The sequence below is a fragment of the Streptomyces sp. CNZ287 genome, assembly GCF_007827615.1.
On record NZ_VISV01000001.1, the window covers coordinates 653,536 to 669,092 of the forward strand.

15 protein-coding genes and 1 pseudogene are annotated in these 15,557 nt (G+C 72.7%); 6 read left to right on the forward strand and 10 right to left on the reverse strand.

Features of this window, described 5'->3' with window-relative positions; all coding sequences use genetic code 11:
• Window positions 1–32: 32 nt before the first annotated feature.
• The gene (locus FB457_RS02925) at window positions 33–503 is read left to right on the forward strand and encodes an ATP-binding protein (RefSeq protein WP_145780692.1); all 471 of its coding nucleotides are present in this window, start codon (window positions 33–35) and stop codon (window positions 501–503) included.
• A 38-nt stretch (window positions 504–541) separates the two neighbouring features.
• Window positions 542–916: a holo-ACP synthase gene (locus FB457_RS02930; protein WP_047017589.1), complete on the forward strand. Its 375-nt coding sequence runs from the start codon at window positions 542–544 to the stop codon at window positions 914–916.
• Between the two features lie 20 nt (window positions 917–936).
• On the opposite strand, the gene FB457_RS02935 is transcribed toward FB457_RS02930, so the two are convergent.
• The gene (locus FB457_RS02935; RefSeq protein WP_047020290.1) at window positions 937–1,203 is read right to left on the reverse strand and encodes a hypothetical protein; all 267 of its coding nucleotides are present in this window, start codon (window positions 1,201–1,203) and stop codon (window positions 937–939) included.
• A gap of 116 nt (window positions 1,204–1,319) precedes the next feature.
• On the opposite strand from FB457_RS02935, the gene coaA reads away from it, so the two are divergent.
• Together coaA and FB457_RS02945 are read left to right on the forward strand one after the other, a co-directional pair.
• Window positions 1,320–2,294 carry a type I pantothenate kinase gene (gene coaA / locus FB457_RS02940; protein WP_047017588.1) on the forward strand — a complete coding sequence of 325 codons (975 nt, stop codon included), beginning with the start codon at window positions 1,320–1,322 and terminating at the stop codon, window positions 2,292–2,294.
• Between the two features lie 130 nt (window positions 2,295–2,424).
• Window positions 2,425–3,412, forward strand: a pseudogene (locus FB457_RS02945) (DUF389 domain-containing protein).
• Between the two features lie 87 nt (window positions 3,413–3,499).
• Here FB457_RS02945 and glmM read toward each other — a convergent pair.
• From glmM to FB457_RS02965, 4 genes are all read right to left on the reverse strand, one after another.
• Window positions 3,500–4,864, reverse strand: coding sequence for a phosphoglucosamine mutase (gene glmM / locus FB457_RS02950; RefSeq protein WP_047017586.1), 1,365 nt, complete (start codon window positions 4,862–4,864; stop codon window positions 3,500–3,502).
• A gap of 252 nt (window positions 4,865–5,116) precedes the next feature.
• A complete protein-coding gene (rpsI, locus tag FB457_RS02955) occupies window positions 5,117–5,614 on the reverse strand; it encodes a 30S ribosomal protein S9 (RefSeq protein ID WP_047017585.1) in 498 nt (165 codons plus the stop codon).
• Between the two features lie 42 nt (window positions 5,615–5,656).
• Entirely contained in the window at window positions 5,657–6,100 is a 444-nt protein-coding gene (rplM, locus tag FB457_RS02960; protein WP_027772201.1) for a 50S ribosomal protein L13, read from the reverse strand.
• Window positions 6,101–6,361: 261 nt separating this feature from the next.
• A complete protein-coding gene (locus tag FB457_RS02965; RefSeq protein WP_145780694.1) occupies window positions 6,362–8,029 on the reverse strand; it encodes an ATP-binding cassette domain-containing protein in 1,668 nt (555 codons plus the stop codon).
• Between the two features lie 170 nt (window positions 8,030–8,199).
• Between FB457_RS02965 and FB457_RS02970 the strand changes: the two genes are divergently transcribed.
• Both FB457_RS02970 and FB457_RS02975 read left to right on the forward strand, forming a co-directional pair.
• Window positions 8,200–9,069, forward strand: coding sequence for a hypothetical protein (locus FB457_RS02970; protein WP_047017583.1), 870 nt, complete (start codon window positions 8,200–8,202; stop codon window positions 9,067–9,069).
• Window positions 9,070–9,154: 85 nt separating this feature from the next.
• On the forward strand, window positions 9,155–10,117 hold the full coding sequence (locus FB457_RS02975; protein WP_145780695.1) for an NAD-dependent epimerase/dehydratase family protein: 963 nt from the start codon (window positions 9,155–9,157) through the stop codon (window positions 10,115–10,117).
• Window positions 10,118–10,184: 67 nt separating this feature from the next.
• On the opposite strand, the gene FB457_RS02980 is transcribed toward FB457_RS02975, so the two are convergent.
• The 5 genes from FB457_RS02980 to rpsD form a co-directional block, all read right to left on the reverse strand.
• Window positions 10,185–11,873, reverse strand: a complete 1,689-nt coding sequence (locus tag FB457_RS02980; protein ID WP_145780697.1) for a glycoside hydrolase family 3 protein — start codon at window positions 11,871–11,873, stop codon at window positions 10,185–10,187.
• 317 nt (window positions 11,874–12,190) lie between these two features.
• Window positions 12,191–13,045, reverse strand: a complete 855-nt coding sequence (gene truA / locus FB457_RS02985; RefSeq protein WP_145780699.1) for a tRNA pseudouridine(38-40) synthase TruA — start codon at window positions 13,043–13,045, stop codon at window positions 12,191–12,193.
• An 82-nt stretch (window positions 13,046–13,127) separates the two neighbouring features.
• Entirely contained in the window at window positions 13,128–13,703 is a 576-nt protein-coding gene (gene rplQ / locus FB457_RS02990; protein WP_047017579.1) for a 50S ribosomal protein L17, read from the reverse strand.
• Window positions 13,704–13,780: 77 nt separating this feature from the next.
• Window positions 13,781–14,803: a DNA-directed RNA polymerase subunit alpha gene (locus tag FB457_RS02995; RefSeq protein ID WP_018834822.1), complete on the reverse strand. Its 1,023-nt coding sequence runs from the start codon at window positions 14,801–14,803 to the stop codon at window positions 13,781–13,783.
• Window positions 14,804–14,923: 120 nt separating this feature from the next.
• Window positions 14,924–15,550, reverse strand: a complete 627-nt coding sequence (gene rpsD / locus FB457_RS03000; protein WP_047017578.1) for a 30S ribosomal protein S4 — start codon at window positions 15,548–15,550, stop codon at window positions 14,924–14,926.
• Window positions 15,551–15,557: the final 7 nt, after the last annotated feature.

Below are 15,557 nucleotides of genomic sequence, written 5' to 3' on the forward strand. Positions count from 1 at the left end.
GCTACTCACCGCGTTCACTCCAGCGAGGCACCATGACCACCACGCCCACCGCCGCCCTCACCCCCGCGGGCCCTCCGTTCACCACCTGGGGACGCACGTACGTACCCAGCCCGCGCACCGCTCACCTGGCGCGCATGGACATCGCCGACACCCTCGGCGGCTGGGGCGTCGACGCCACGACCATCCATGACGCCATGCAGGTCGTGGCCGAACTGGCGGGCAACGCTGTTCGCCACGGCCACGTACCCGGCCGTCACTTCTTCGTACGGGTCACCCGCGGTGGCGGACGGCTGCAAGTCGAAGTCGACGACGCCGAACCCGCACCCCCGGTTCTCACCCGCGCACCCGACGACGCAGAGGAGGGCCGGGGGCTCCGGATCGTCGATGCGCTGGCCGACGCGTGGGGTGTCACGCCACGCCCCGGGGGCATCGGCAAGACCGTCTGGGCGGTCATCCTGTACGGGACGGTGAGCAGCCGCACCGACAGTGCGGAGCTGCCGTGATCGCGGCGCCTGCGTGCCCACCCGTTACTCTGCCGCGCATGAGTGGAATCGTCGGGGTCGGGATCGATGTCGCCGAGGTGGGGCGGTTCGGGGCGGCGTTGGAGCGGACGCCGGAGCTGGCGGATCGGCTGTTTCTGCCCGCGGAGCAGGTGCTGCCCGACGGCGGGCGGCGGGGGGTCGCTTCGCTGGCGGTGCGGTTTGCGGCCAAGGAGGCGCTGGCCAAGGCGCTGGGGGCGCCGTCCGGGCTGCACTGGCACGACGCCGAGGTGTGCGTGTACGACAACGGGCGCCCCCACCTCCGCGTCCGCGGCACCGTCGCCGCGCGCGCCGCCGAGCTGGGGGTGCGTACCTGGCACGTGTCGCTGAGCCACGACGCCGGCGTCGCCTCCGCCGTCGTCATCGCCGAAGGATGACCCAGGGGCGACCGAGGGGGCTATCTGCCCCACGCCATCCGTTCCACCGCCTCCTGCACCAGGTCCAGGTACTCCACTTCCTCGCAGCGCGGCTTGCTGCCCATGCGGTACAGGTCGAGCGACTCGACCAGGTCCTCCCCCAGGTCCTCGTCCGGCAGCTCCGCCGCCAGGTCGCCCCTCACCCGGCCCGCGAACGCCTCGCGCGCGCCCCGGGCCCGCCGCCGCCGGGCGTCCGCCGCCGCGAACCGTCTGCGTCTCTCATGCCAAACCGTCTGCATTACCGACATTCTCGCCCCCTGGATTCGAATACGCATCCGGACCCTAACCCTCCGTGCGGCCCCGGCCTAGAGGCAGGACACGCCCCGCCCGCGCGTCCCCCCGCGCCCCCGCGCACAATGTCCCCGTGGCCTCGCCGACGAGCACGCACAGTCCCTCCCCGTACGTCGACCTCTCCCGCGCCGAGTGGAGCGCCCTGCGGGACCGGACCCCGCTGCCACTGACCGCGGCGGAGGTCGAGCGGCTGCGCGGCCTCGGCGACGTGATCGACCTCGACGAGGTGCGGGAGGTCTACCTGCCCCTCTCCCGTCTGCTCAACCTCTACGTCGGCGCCACCCACGGCCTGCGGGACGCCGTCCACACCTTCCTCCGCGGCCCCGGCGAGACCGCGGGCCCCCAGGCCGGCACCCCGTTCGTCATCGGCGTCGCCGGCAGCGTGGCCGTCGGCAAGTCCACCGTCGCGCGGCTGCTCCAGGCGCTGCTCGCGCGCTGGCCCGAGCACCCGCGCGTGGAACTCGTCACCACCGACGGGTTCCTGCTGCCCAACGCCGAACTCGAAGCCCGCGGGCTGATGGCGCGCAAAGGCTTCCCCGAGTCGTACGACCGCCGCGCGCTGACCCGCTTCGTCGCCGACGTGAAGTCCGGGAAGGACGAGGTCACCGCGCCCGTCTACGACCACCTCACGTACGACATCGTCCCCGGCGAGCGGCTGAAGGTGCAGCGCCCCGACATACTCATCGTCGAGGGCCTCAACGTGCTCCAGCCCGCGCTCCCCGGCCGCGACGGCCGCACCCGCGTCACGCTCGCCGACTTCTTCGACTTCAGCGTGTACGTGGACGCCCGTACCGAGGACATCGAGCGCTGGTACGCCGAGCGGTTCCGCAAGCTGCGCGAGACGGCCTTCCAGAACCCCCTGTCGTACTTCCGCCGCTACGCGGAGGTGCCGGAGGCCGAGGCGATGGCGTACGGGAGACGCAACTGGCGCACGATCAACGAGCCCAACCTGCGCCAGAACATCGCCCCGACCCGCGGCCGCGCCACCCTCATCCTGCGCAAGGGCCCGGACCACAAGGTCCAGCGCCTCTCCCTGCGCAAGCTCTGACGCGCGCTACGCCACCGCGGGGCGCCGGTCCGGCAGCGGCCGGGCGTCCCGCGGGTACGTGCCGCCCGGGGCCCGTCCCGTCGGACGGTTGTACGGAATCCCGCCTCCCGGCACCCGCTAACCTCGGCGCATGCTGCACCTGCGGATCCAGTGCCCCGCCGCCCGTACCGCAGAGGTCGTCGGGCTCCTGCACAAGACCGTCGGCACCGCCCACCTCGCCGTGCTCCGCGGCGCCTCCCTCGACCCCGAGGGCGACGTCGTGCTCTGCGACATCGCCCGCGAAGCGTCCGACAAGCTGCTCCAGGAGCTGCGCGTGCGCGGGCTGTACGACGAGGGGGGCGGTCTGCGTCGACCAGGTCGACCTGACGCTCTCGCGCCGCGCCGACCAGGCCGAGGAGGCCGCGCCGGGCGAGGCGGCGGACGCGGTGGTGTGGGAGTCGCTGGTCGAGGAGACGCACGAGGAGTCGACGCTGTCGCTCACGTACCTCGCCATGCTCGGCGTCGCCACGCTGCTCGCCGCCTGCGGCGTGATGATCGACAGCGCGATCCTCATCGTCGGGGCGATGGCGGTGGGGCCGGAGTTCGGCCCGGTGGCGGGGCTGTGCGTGGCCCTGGTGCAGTGGCGGCCGCGGCTGGTGGGGCGGTCGCTGGCGGCGCTGCTCGCGGGGTTCGCGGCGGCGATGGTGCTGACCGTGGCCTTCAGCGTGATGATGGACGCCTTCGGGCTGTTCACGGAGACGGATCTGGAAGCCCTTCGACCGCAGACGGGGTTCATCTTCGCGCCGGACTGGTTCTCGTTCATCGTCGCGCTGCTGGCGGGCACGGTGGGCACGCTGTCGCTGACGTCGTCGAAGTCCGGGGCGCTGGTGGGCGTCGCGATCTCGGTGACGACGGTGCCGGCGGCGGCCAACGCGTCGGTCGCCGTCAGCTACGGCGACTGGGGCCAGGCGCGCGGCTCGTCCGAGCAGTTGCTGCTCAACCTGCTGGGCATCGTCGTCGCCGGGACGCTGACGCTGCTGGCGCAGAAGCTGTACTGGGCCTGGCACACAGAGCAGACGCTCGGCCAGCACCTCCAGCAGAGCCGGGCCGCGGCGCAGCACCCGCAGCGGCGGCTCTGACGGCCGTACGCCGTACGGGGCGGGCCCCCAGCACGGCGTACGGCAACGGCAACCGGAACGACGGCGACAGCGGCTGCGGCAACCGCCTCAGCCCAGCGCCGACTTCACCACGTCCGCCAGCTTCCCCGCCACCGACCGCGCCTGGTCGATGTCGGCCGCCTCCACCATGACCCGCACCACCGGCTCCGTACCGGACGAGCGCAGCAGCACCCGCCCCGTCGCGCCCAGTTCGCGCTCCGCCTCCAGGACGGCCTGGCGCAGCTCCGGGGCGCTGGCGACCCGGGACTTGTCGACGTCCCGCACGTTGATCAGCACCTGCGGCAGCCGGTCCATCACCGCCGCCAGCTCCGCCAGCGGCCGGCCGCTCGCGGCCACCCGGGAGGCGAGCAGCAGGCCGGTGAGGGTGCCGTCGCCGGTGGTGGCGTGGTCGAGGACGATGACGTGGCCGGACTGCTCGCCGCCGAGGGCGTAGCCGCCGCGCTTCATCTCCTCCAGCACGTAGCGGTCGCCGACCGCGGTCTGGATCAGGTCCACGCCCTCGCGCTCCAGTGCGAGCTTGAAGCCGAGGTTGGACATGACGGTGGCGACGACGGTGTTCTTGCGCAGCCGGCCGGCCTCGCGCAGCCCGAGGGCGAGGACGGCGAGGATCTGGTCGCCGTCGATCTCCTTGCCCGCGGCGTCGACGGCGAGGCAGCGGTCGGCGTCGCCGTCGTGGGCGATGCCGAGGTCGGCGCCGTGCTCGACGACGGCGGCGCTGAGCTGGTCGAGGTGGGTGGAGCCGTAGCCGTCGTTGATGTTGAGGCCGGTGGGTTCCGTGCCGATGGGGATCACCTCGGCGCCGGCCCGCTGGAACGCCTCCGGGGAGACGCGGGCGGCGGCGCCGTGGGCGCCGTCGACGACGACCTTGAGCCCGTCGAGGCGGTGCGGCAGGACGCCCAGCAGATGGGCGACGTAGCGGTCGAAGCCCTGCTCGTAGCGCTGGACGCGGCCGACGCCGGCGCCGGTCGGGCGCTCCCAGGGCTCGCCGCGCTCGTGCTTGTGGTAGAGCTCCTCGATCTCGTCTTCGAGTTCGTCGGAGAGCTTGTGGCCGCCGCGGGCGATGAACTTCACGCCGTTGTCGGGCATCGGGTTGTGGCTGGCGGAGAGCATCACGCCGAGGTCGGCGCCGAGCGCGCCGGTGAGGTACGCGACCGCGGGGGTCGGCAGCACGCCGACGCGCAGCACGTCGACGCCCGCGCTGGCCAGTCCGGCGACGACGGCCGCCTCCAGGAACTCTCCGGACGCCCGCGGATCGCGCCCGACCACCGCCTTGGGGCGCTGGCCGGCCGGCTGGGCGGCGTCGGCGATGGCGAGCACGTGTGCCGCCGCCACGGACAGCCCGAGGGCCATCTCCGCGGTGAGGTCCGCGTTGGCGACGCCGCGCACGCCATCGGTGCCGAAGAGTCGTCCCACTGATCTCCTCCGAGTGCTCCCGAGTGCTCAATTCTGAGCGAGTACGTTCGGCTACGGACCGTTAAAAGTCCTCACGTGACCATACCCGCGGACCGTATGCCGACCATACAAGCGCGCCCCGGCGCCCTCCCGAAGAACTCTCCGGGGGCCGCCGGGGCGAGAAGCCGTCCGCAGATCCCCGTCGCCCGCCCGGAGGGCGGGCGACGGGGGTTCACGGACGGCTTCTGCGCACAGTAGCAGTACGATGATCGATCAGCGCTTGCTGTACTGCGTTCCCTTACGTGCCTTCTTCAGACCGGCCTTCTTCCGCTCGACCGCGCGGTCGTCACGGGTGAGGAAGCCGGCCTTCTTCAGCGGGCCGCGGTTGTTGTCCGCGTCCGCCTCGTTGAGGGCACGGGCCACGCCCAGACGCAGCGCGCCGGCCTGGCCGGAGATGCCGCCGCCCGCGATGCGGGCGACGACGTCGTAACGGTCGTCCAGCTCCAGCACCTTGAAGGGCTCGTTCACTTCCTGCTGGTGCACCTTGTTCGGGAAGTAGCCCTCCAGGGTGCGGCCGTTGATCTTCCACTTGCCCGAGCCCGGGACGATGCGCACCCGGGCGATGGCGTTCTTGCGGCGGCCGGTGCCCGCGGCCGGCTGCGGGTCACCGAAGCGCCCCGCGACGGACTCGGTGGTGTAGTCCTCGGCGGGCGTCTCGGTCGTGTACTCCTCGACGTCCTCGACGGGCGCCTCAGCGGTGGTCTCAGCCACGATTCTCCTCAGCTTCTCTGTCTCTAGGGGGTGTGGCCGGGACTACTGCGCGACCTGGGTGATCTCGTACGGGACCGGCTGCTGAGCGGCGTGCGGGTGCTCGGCACCGCGGTACACCTTCAGCTTGCTGAGCATCTGACGGCCCAGGGTGTTCTTGGGCAGCATGCCGCGGACGGCCTTCTCGACGGCCTTCTCCGGGTTCTTGTCCATCAGCTCGTCGTAGCGGACGGAGCGGAGACCGCCGGGGTAGCCGGAGTGGCGGTAGGCCAGCTTCTGGGTCCGCTTGTTGCCGGAGAGGTGCACCTTGTCGGCGTTGATGATGATGACGAAGTCACCAGCGTCGACGTGAGGCGCGTACACCGGCTTGTGCTTACCACGCAGCAACTGGGCGACCTGGGAGGCCAGGCGGCCCAGAACGACGTCGGTGGCGTCGATGACGTGCCACTGACGCTGGACGTCGCCGGGCTTGGGGCTGTACGTACGCACGGTCGTAGCCTTCGCTTCTTCAGTGGGTGTTCTCTGACAAGGTCACCCGGAGATCACGACAGCAGTAGACCGCGCCGGCGACGCAAACCGACGGTGATCGCTGATCAATCGTCCTGGTGGACCAGGCGTAACGGCCTCACGCGTGAGAACGAGCAGCCAATACGCACAACAATCCAGCAGAATACCGGGGCCCGCGCCACCAGGTCAAAACACCCCTGCCGCTCCCCCGGCGCCGGCCCGGCCCCCGTCGGGCCCGGAAGATCAACGCCGCCGGGCCACCCGGCCCTCGTCCCAGACCGCCTCCGGCGTCTCCCGGACCCGGCCGTCCGCGCCGAAGAGCAGGAACCGGTCGAAGCTGCGCGCGAACCAGCGGTCGTGCGTCACCGCCAGCACCGTCCCCTCGTACGCCTCAAGGCCCTCCTGGAGCGCCTCCGCGCTCTCCAGGTCGAGGTTGTCCGTCGGCTCGTCGAGCAGCAGCGCCGTCGCCCCCTCCAGCTCCAGCAGCAGGATCTGGAACCGGGCCTGCTGGCCGCCGGAGAGCCGCTCGAAGGGCTGCTCCGCCGCCCGGTCCAGCTCGTACCGGCGCAGGGCCGACATCGACGCGCCCTTGTCCTTCGCGTGGTCCTTCCACAGGATGTCCAGCAGCGTGCGCCCCTGCAGCTCCGGGTGCGCGTGGGTCTGCGCGAAGTGCCCCGGCACCACGCGGGCGCCCAGCTTCCACGCCCCGCTGTGCGCCACTGCCTCTCCCGCGGGGCCCCCGGCCAGCAGCCGCAGGAAGTGCGACTTCCCCGAGCCGTTCGAGCCGAGCACCGCGACCCGCTCGCCGTAGAAGACCTCCAGCGAGAACGGGCTCATCAGCCCGCTCAGCTCCAGCTCCTCGCACGTGATCGCCCGCACCCCGGTCCGCCCGCCGCGCAACCGCATCCGGATGTCCTGCTCCCGCGGCGGCGCCATCGGCGGGCCGGCCTCCTCGAACTTCCGCAGCCGCGTCTGCGCGGCCCGGTAGCGCGAGGCCATGTCGGAGTTGAACGCGGCCTTCTGCTTGTACATGATGACCAGCCGCTTGAGCTTCGCGTGCTCCTCGTCCCAGCGCCTGCGCAGCTCCTCGAAGCGCTCGAAGCGCTCCTTGCGCGCCTGGTGGTACGTGCCGAAGCCGCCGCCGTGCACCCATACGTCGCTGCCCGCGGGGCCCGGCTCGACGCTGACGATCTTCTCCGCGCTGCGCGCCAGCAGCTCCCGGTCGTGACTGACGAACAGCACCGTCTTCGGCGTCTCGCGGAGCTGCTGCTCCAGCCACAACTTGCCCGGCACGTCCAGATAGTTGTCCGGCTCGTCGAGCAGCAGCACCTCGTCCGTGCCGCGCAGCAGCGCCTCCAGCACCAGCCGCTTCTGCTCGCCGCCCGACAGCGTCCGCACCTCGCGCCACTGGGCCCGCTCGTACGGCACGCCCAGGGCGGCCGTCGTGCACTTGTCCCACAGCGTCTCCGCCTCGTACCCCCGGGCCTCCGCCCAGTCACTCAGCGCCTGCGCGTACGCGAGCTGGGCCCGCTCGTCGTCCCGCTCCATACTGTGCTCTTCCGGGGGAGCGGCCCCCCGGACCCCCATCAGCAACTCGGCCTCGTCGACCGCCGCGGCGGCCGTCCTGATCCGCGGCTGGGCGACGGAGACCAGCAGGTCACGGACCGTACGCTCGTCCCGCACCGAGCCGACGAACTGCGACATCACCCCCAGCCCGCCGCCGGTCGAGATGCTGCCGCCGTGCGGCTGCAGCTCCCCGGCGAGCAGCCGCAGCAGGGTCGTCTTCCCCGCCCCGTTGGCCCCCACCAGCGCCACGGCCGCGCCCTCGCCGACGCGGAACGAGACGTCGCCGAGCAGCGGCCGCCCGTCCGGCAGGTAGTACTCCAGGTGCGCGGCCTCCAGGTGTCCCATGCATCCCATCCTCGCGGCCCGCGGCGCCCCGGCGAAACGGGTTTTCCGCGCCGTACGGGACCCGCCCGATTCCCGTACGCCCGCGGACCGCTCCCAGGACCGCCCCCCGCGGCGCCCCCCGCCCCCACGCCGCCGTCCGGGTGACGGCGGGCCCGGTTAAGATGCCCGCCATGAGCTTCGGGCAGGGGGGCGGCTACGGCGGCCCCGGGGGGCAGGGGCAGGGATCGGGCTTCGGTCCGCCGGGATCCGGCGGGCCCGCGCCCGACTGGAGCGCGCTCGCCGACTCCGCGGCGGCCGAGCGGCGCCGCAAGCGGAGGCTGTGGACGATCGTCGGCGGGGCGCTGGCCACTGTCGTGATAGCCGGCGCCGTCGCCGCGGCCGTCGTCACCACCTCCGGCGGCGACGACGATCCGTCGAGCAGCGCCTCGGAGGACCGGATATCCGGCGCGGGGAGCGAGAGCGGCAAGGGCGACCCGTCGTTCTCCTCGGTGGCCCCGCCGCCGGACCCCAAGGAGTTCATCGCCTCCGCGGACAAGGACACGGCCCCGCTCACCGTCGACAGCTTCTTCCCCAACGCGGAGATCACCGTCAGCGGCCACACGTACGAGCGCAGGGCCACCCACCACACCCGCGACTGCGCCTCCGGCGCCTCCAGCAAGCTCGGCAAGATCCTCACCGCCAACGGCTGCGACCGGCTGCTGCGCGCCACCTACACCCGCGAGGGAACCGCGGTCACCGTCGGCGTCGCCGCCTTCGCCGACGAGGGTCCGGCCGCCCGCACCGCCGAGCAGGCGAAGGGCAACCTGGAGTCGCTGCCCGGCCAGGGCGTCCCCGAGTTCTGCCGCGCCACCGCCTGCCGGCTGACGAGCAACACCCTCGGCCGCTATGCCTACTTCACCATCGCCGGCTACGCCGACGGCAAGGCCGTCACCGCCGACGACGCCCCGACGAGCGAGGCCGTACGGGACACCGGGGCGTACGTCTACCGCCGCATCATGGACCGCGGCCGGGAGCAGGCCCTGCAGTCAACGGAGCAGTAGCCCCGCCAGTCTTTCGGGCGAGAACGGCCCCCCGAACGGGGCAACACACGTGGTGCGCGGGCGCGCGCGGTGATCCGCTGGACCCATGAAGATCCTCGTCACTGGCGCCACGGGCGCCCTAGGCAGCCGACTCGTACCCCTGCTCAACGCGGCCGGACACACCGTCACCGGCACCACCACGAGCGAGGCGAAGACAGAGCGGCTGCGCGCGGCGGGCGCGGAGCCGGTCGTACTCGACGTGCTCGACGCGGCTGCCGTACGCGCAGCGGTGGCGAACGCCGCCCCCGAGGTGATCGTGCACGAGGCCACCGCCCTCTCCCAGCAGACCAGTCTGAGCGCCCGCGACCTCCGCCGCCTCGACACCGTCTTCGCCACCACCAACAGGCTGCGCAGCGAGGGCACCGACAACCTGCTGGCGGCGGCCGCCGAGACCGGCACCCGCCGGTTCATCGCGCAGAGCTTCGCCGGCTGGCCGTACAAGCGCGAGGGCGGCCTGATCAAGACCGAGGACGACCCGCTCGACACCACCCCGCCCCCCGGCACCGAGCAGAGCCTGGGCGCCATGAAGCACCTGGAGGAGGCGGTCACCAGCGCCCCCGGCATCGAGGGCATCGTCCTGCGCTACGGCGGCTTCTACGGCCCCGGCACGACGATCTACCCGGGCGGCGAGCAGGCGGAGATGGTACGCAAGCGCCTCCTGCCGCTGGTGGGCCGCGGCGAGGGAGTGATCTCGCTGATCCACATCGACGACGCGGCGGCGGCGACGGCCGCCGCGGTGGAGCGGGGCACGCCGGGCATCTACAACATCACGGACGACGACCCCGCGGCGCAGAAGGAATGGCTGCCGCGGCTGGCGGCGGCGATGGGCGCGCGGCCCCCGCGGCGACTGCCGGTGTGGCTGGCGCGGCTGGCGGCGGGGAAGTGGGTGACGACGGTGATGACGGAAGGCCGGGGGGCGTCGAACGACAAGGCGAAGCGCGAGCTGGGGTGGCAGCCGGGGCATCCGACGTGGCGGGAGGGGTTCACGGAGGTGTTCGCGGCGAGGTAGGGGGGCCGGGGGGACCCGCCCCCGCGGGACGACCGGAAACGCCGCGGCCGGCACCCCACCCGCCCCTTCAGTAGGGCCGGAGCCCGGCCCCGTACCGGAACAGGGGATTCGCCCCCGCCTCCCGGGAAGCGGGGGCGTCCGCCGCCCGGCGCGGCCAGGTGACCGGCAGCCGCCCGCTGAACCCGGCCCCGAAGAGCGCGTCCGTGATCCCGCCCGCCTCCGTCCCGGGCAGCCACGCCGCCACGAAGGCGTCCGTGCGCGCCAGCGCCTTCCCCAGCACCAGCGGCCGCCCGGAGTACAGGACGCCCACGCAGGTCTTCGCGCGCCCGCACACGTCGGCGAGATCGGCCTCGTTCCGCGCCCCCAGCGCAAGGGTCCTGGAGTCGCCGAACCACTCGGCGTACGGATTCTCGCCGCCGACCCAGATCCCGACGTCGCCGCGCCCCTCGGTCGCCACCTCGATACCGGTGCCGGCGGTGGCGGCCCGCAGCGCCTGGAGGAACGTCGTCCCCCGCGTCGTCCGCCCCGTACCGCCCTGCCAGCCGACCGACCAGCCGCCGAGCTGCCGCCCCAGGTCGTCGGCGCCGTTGCCGCCCACGACGATGCGGTACGGGCCGCGCCGCGGCAGCGGCAGCGCGCCGCGTTCGTTACGGAGCAGCACCTGCGAGGCCCGTACGGCCTGCCGCGCGACGGCGCGGTGCCGGGGGGAGCCGACGGCGGCGGTGCGGGCGGGATCGGTGAAGGGGTCGTCGAAGAGCCCGAGGCGGTCCTTGGCCGCGAGGATGCGGCGTACGGCGTCGTCCACGCGCTGCCGGGGGATGTCCCCGCGGCGGACGCCGCCGACGAGGGCGCGGTGCACGCCGCGGTAGTCCCTGGAGACCATGACCATGTCGATGCCGGCGTTGACGGCCCGCGCGACCTGGGCGGCGAGGTCCTTGCCGGGGAGCTGCTGCACGGCGTCGTAGTCGCTGACGACGAAGCCGCGGAAGCCGAGTTCGCCCTTGAGCACGCCGGTGAGGAGCCGCCGGTCGCCGTGGGTCTTCGTGCCGTGGACGCTGCTGTAGCCGGCCATGACGGAGCCGACGCCGGCGGCGATGGCGTCGCGGTACGGGGCGAGGTGCACGCGGCGCAGCTCGGCTTCCGTGACGCGTACGTCGCCCTGGTCGAGGAGCCGGCCTTCGCCGGTGGCGGTACCGTAGGCGGTGCCGCCGTCGCCGAGGTAGTGCTTGGCGGTGGCGAGCACGGAGCGGGGGCCGAGGGCGGGCCCCTGGAACCCGCGCACGGAGGCGGCGCCGAGCTTCCCCACGAGGGCGGGATCCTCGGCGTACCCCTCGTAGGTACGCCCCCACCGCACGTCCTGCGGCACGCACACGCACGGCGTGAACGCCCACCGCACCCCGGCGCCGAGCGTCTCGTCCCGCGCGACGCGCTCGGCGCGGCGGACGAGAGCGGGATCGCGGGTGGCGCCCATGCCGATGTGGTGCGGGAAGATCACGGACCCGGTGGTACCGCTCATGCCGTGCACGGCGTCGGCACCGTAGAGCAACGGAATGCGCAGCCTGCTGCGCAGGGCTGCCCGCTGATACCGGTCGACCATCCGGGCCCACGCGGCGGCATCGTCGCGTGGGCCGCGGGGCCCGCCGTCGTCGCCGGCGCTGAGCATGGCACCGATGCCGAGACGGGCGAGGTCGCGGGGGTCGCCGAGGAAGGCGTTCTGCACCTGGATCATCTGCCCGGCCTTCTCGGGGAGGGTCATGTGACGCAGGCAGTCGACACCGCGACAGGGGGCGGGGGGCCGGGCGTCGGGGGCGAGGGAGGAGGGGCCGGCACAGGCGGCGAGGAGAAGAAGGCAACAGAGCCCGGCAAGAAAACGCATGCCCCCACCCCACCCCTGCCGGGGGCGCGCGAGGCCGAGGCGCACGGGGCTGGGAGGTCAGGGTCACCCGGCGGGGGGCGACGGGGCCTGGGGCACCGCGGGCGAAGCCCCGGATTTCGGGAGTGACGGGGACCAGCGCCCGGCATCCGTACGCACCGGAGACGGGCGGAGCCCCCGGGGCGGGGGGGGTGGATCTCCTAGTCGGCGCCCAGGGTGCGGAGGCGGCGGGAGGCTGTGTTGCGGGCAGCCAGGGCCTCGTCCGCCGGGTAGCCCACCTCCTCCAGCGTCAGCCCGTGCGGCCGCACGACCTGCACCGCCGAGTCCCGTACCGCCGCCCCCAGCACCCGCCCCACCCACTCCGGCTCCCGGTGCCCGTCGCCGACGAAAAGCATCGCCCCGACCAGCGCCCGCACCATGTTGTGGCAGAAGGCGTCCGCCTTCACCGTCGCCTCCAGCACCCCGTCCGCCCGCCGCGACCACCGCAGGTCCAGCAGCCGCCGGATCGTCGTCGCCCCCTCCCGCCGCTTGCAGAAGGCCGCGAAGTCGTGTTCCCCGAGCAGCAGCTCCGCCGCCGCGTTCATCGCGGCGGCGTCGAGCGGCCGGTTGTGCCACAGCACGTGGCCGCGGAGCAGCGGGTCGACGCCGCCGGGGTCGTCGCCGACGCGGTACGCGTACCGGCGCCAGATCGCCGAGAACCGGGCGTTGAAGTGCGGCGGTGCGGCGGTCACCCGCCAGACCCGGACATCGTGCGGCAGCCGCCCCGCCAGCCGCCGCAGCAGTAGTTCTCCCCGCTCCCCCTGCGCCGCCCACACCGGCTCCGGCAGGTCGACGTGCGCCACCTGCCCCCGCGCGTGCACCCCCGCGTCCGTACGCCCCGCCACCGTCAGCTCGTACGGCGCGGGCGCCCGCAGGACGACGCGCAGCGCCGTCTCCAGCTCCTCCTGCACCGTCCGCTGCCCCTCGCGCTGCCGCGCCCAGCCGGAGAAGCCGCTCCCGTCGTACGACAGGTCCAGCCGCACCCGTACGAAGCCGGCCGCCACCTCGTCACTCACTGCCCTGTTCCTCGTTCCTCCCAGCGCGACGGGCCCGCTCCCCCGGAGGGAAACGGGCCCGTCGTCATGCACGAAACGCGTGTCAGGCGTTCTTGGCGTCCTTGCCCTCGGCGGACTCGGCAGCCTCGCCGGCCTCGGACTCCGCAGCCTCGGACTCCGCGGCCCCGGCCTCGGTGGCGTCCGCCGCCCCGGCGGCCTCCGTGTCCTTCTTCAGACCGGCCGCCGCCTCCTCGCCCGCCACGTCCTTCGCGGAGCGCTTCGTCGCCGCCTCGGCCTCGCCGACCGCCTCCTGCTGCACGGTCAGCGCCTCGACCAGCTCGATCACCGCCATCTTGGCGTTGTCGCCGCGACGGTTGCCGATCTTGGTGATCCGGGTGTAGCCGCCCGGGCGGTTGTCGTACCGCGGGCCGATCTCGGTGAAGAGCGTGTGGACCACGCTCTTGTCCGAGATGAGCTGCATGACCTGGCGGCGGTTGTGAAGGTCACCCTTCTTCGCCTTGGTCACCAGCCGCTCGGCGTACGGACGCAGCCTGCGGGCCTTGGCCTCGGTCGTGGTGATGCGACCGTGCTCGAAGAGAGCGGTGGCCAGGTTCCGCAGCATGGCGCGCTCGTGCGCCGCGCCGCCGCCCAGTCGGGCGCCCTTGGTGGGCTTCGGCATGGTGTTTCTCCTTTACCGCACCGGCCGTGTCAGGTACCGGTGATCGGGGTCCGGGGGGCGTCGCGCCCCCCGGGACATCAGTACTGCTCGGTCTCGACGAAGCCGGCGTCGGCGTCGTCGTCGGCGCCGAAGGTGTCGGCGGCCGAGGTGGGGTCGAATCCGGGCGGGCTGTCCTTCAGGGCCAGGCCCATGCCGGCCAGCTTCGCCTTGACCTCGTCGATCGACTTGGCGCCGAAGTTGCGGATGTCGAGGAGGTCCGCCTCGGAGCGGGCCACCAGCTCGCCCACCGAGTGGATGCCCTCGCGCTTGAGGCAGTTGTACGAGCGGACCGTGAGCTCCAGCTCCTCGATCGGCAGCGCCAGGTCCGCGGCCAGGGCGGCGTCCGTGGGGGACGGGCCCATGTCGATGCCCTCGGCGTCGATGTTCAGCTCGCGGGCCAGGCCGAAGAGCTCGACCAGGGTCTTGCCGGCGGAGGCCACCGCGTCGCGGGGGCGCATGCACGGCTTGGACTCGATGTCGACGATCAGCTTGTCGAAGTCCGTGCGCTGCTCGACACGGGTCGCCTCGACCTTGTAGCTGACCTTGAGTACCGGCGAGTAGATGGAGTCGACCGGGATCCGGCCGATCTCCTGGCCGACCTGCTTGTTCTGCACGGCGGAGACGTAGCCGCGGCCGCGCTCGACGGTCAGCTCCATCTCCAGCTTGCCCTTGCCGTTGAGCGTGGCCAGGACCAGGTCCGGGTTGTGCACCTCGACACCGGCCGGCGGGGCGATGTCGGCGGCGGTCACCACGCCCGGGCCCTGCTTGCGCAGGTACATCACGACGGGCTCGTCGTGCTCGGAGGAGATGACGAGCTGCTTGATGTTGAGGATGAGGTCGGTGACGTCCTCCTTGACGCCCGGCACGGTGGTGAACTCGTGCAGAACGCCGTCGATCCGGATGTTGGTGACCGCGGCACCCGGGATCGAGGAGAGGAGCGTACGGCGGAGGGAGTTGCCGAGGGTGTAGCCGAAGCCGGGCTCCAGCGGCTCGATGACGAACCGGGAGCGGTACTCCTCGACGACCTCTTCGGTGAGTGAGGGACGCTGAGCGATCAGCATGTGTGTGTTTCCTTCAGTCGTGGGCGCCCGCTATTTGACGCCCGCTGTACCGACCAGGGTACGGGCGGCACGACGCAAACGCGCCATACCGCCCGTACCTGCGAGCTTCCGCCCGAAGACTTACTTCGAGTAGAGCTCGACGATGAGCTGCTCCTGCACCTGGGTGTCGATCACCTGGCGCTCGGGCAGGCTGTGCACGAGGATCCGCAGCTTCGACGGGATCGCCTCCAGCCAGGCCGGGACGGTCCTGTCACCGGCCTCCGCCTGCGCCACCGCGAAGGGGGTCAGGTTCCTGGAGGACTCGCGGACCTCGATGATGTCGCTCGGCACGACGCGGGCCGACGGAATGTCGGTCTTGCGCCCGTTGACCGTGATGTGGCCGTGCCGGACGAGCTGGCGGGCGTGGTCGCGGGACTTGGCGAAGCCGGCCCGGTAGACCACGTTGTCCAGCCGCGTCTCGAGGATGCGCAGCAGGTTCTCGCCGGTCTTGCCGGACTGCCGGTTCGCCTCGTTGTAGTAACCGCGGAACTGCTTCTCCAGCACCCCGTAGATGCGCGCGCACTTCTGCTTCTCGCGCTTCTGCAGCAGGTACTCGCTGTCCTTGGTGCGCCCGCGCCCGTGCTCACCCGGGGGGTAAGGACGGATCTCGATCGGGCACTTAGCGCTCTCGCACTTGGCTCCCTTGAGGAAGAGCTTCTGCTTCTCCCGACGGCAACGCTTGCAGTCGGCCCCGGTGTAACGCGCCATGTCTTGT

Excerpts from the sequence above, each read along its gene's own strand:
- FB457_RS02925 (WP_145780692.1), top strand. The coding sequence starts at position 33 with ATGACCACCACGCCCACCGCCGCCCTCACCCCCGCGGGCCCTCCGTTC.
- FB457_RS02930 (WP_047017589.1), top strand. The coding sequence starts at position 542 with ATGAGTGGAATCGTCGGGGTCGGGATCGATGTCGCCGAGGTGGGGCGG.
- FB457_RS02935 (WP_047020290.1), bottom strand. The coding sequence starts at position 1,203 with ATGTCGGTAATGCAGACGGTTTGGCATGAGAGACGCAGACGGTTCGCG.
- FB457_RS02965 (WP_145780694.1), bottom strand. The coding sequence starts at position 8,029 with ATGGGACACCTGGAGGCCGCGCACCTGGAGTACTACCTGCCGGACGGG.
- FB457_RS02970 (WP_047017583.1), top strand. The coding sequence starts at position 8,200 with ATGAGCTTCGGGCAGGGGGGCGGCTACGGCGGCCCCGGGGGGCAGGGG.
- FB457_RS02975 (WP_145780695.1), top strand. The coding sequence starts at position 9,155 with ATGAAGATCCTCGTCACTGGCGCCACGGGCGCCCTAGGCAGCCGACTC.
- FB457_RS02980 (WP_145780697.1), bottom strand. The coding sequence starts at position 11,873 with ATGACCCTCCCCGAGAAGGCCGGGCAGATGATCCAGGTGCAGAACGCC.
- rplQ (WP_047017579.1), bottom strand. The coding sequence starts at position 13,703 with ATGCCGAAGCCCACCAAGGGCGCCCGACTGGGCGGCGGCGCGGCGCAC.
- FB457_RS02995 (WP_018834822.1), bottom strand. The coding sequence starts at position 14,803 with ATGCTGATCGCTCAGCGTCCCTCACTCACCGAAGAGGTCGTCGAGGAG.
- rpsD (WP_047017578.1), bottom strand. The coding sequence starts at position 15,550 with ATGGCGCGTTACACCGGGGCCGACTGCAAGCGTTGCCGTCGGGAGAAG.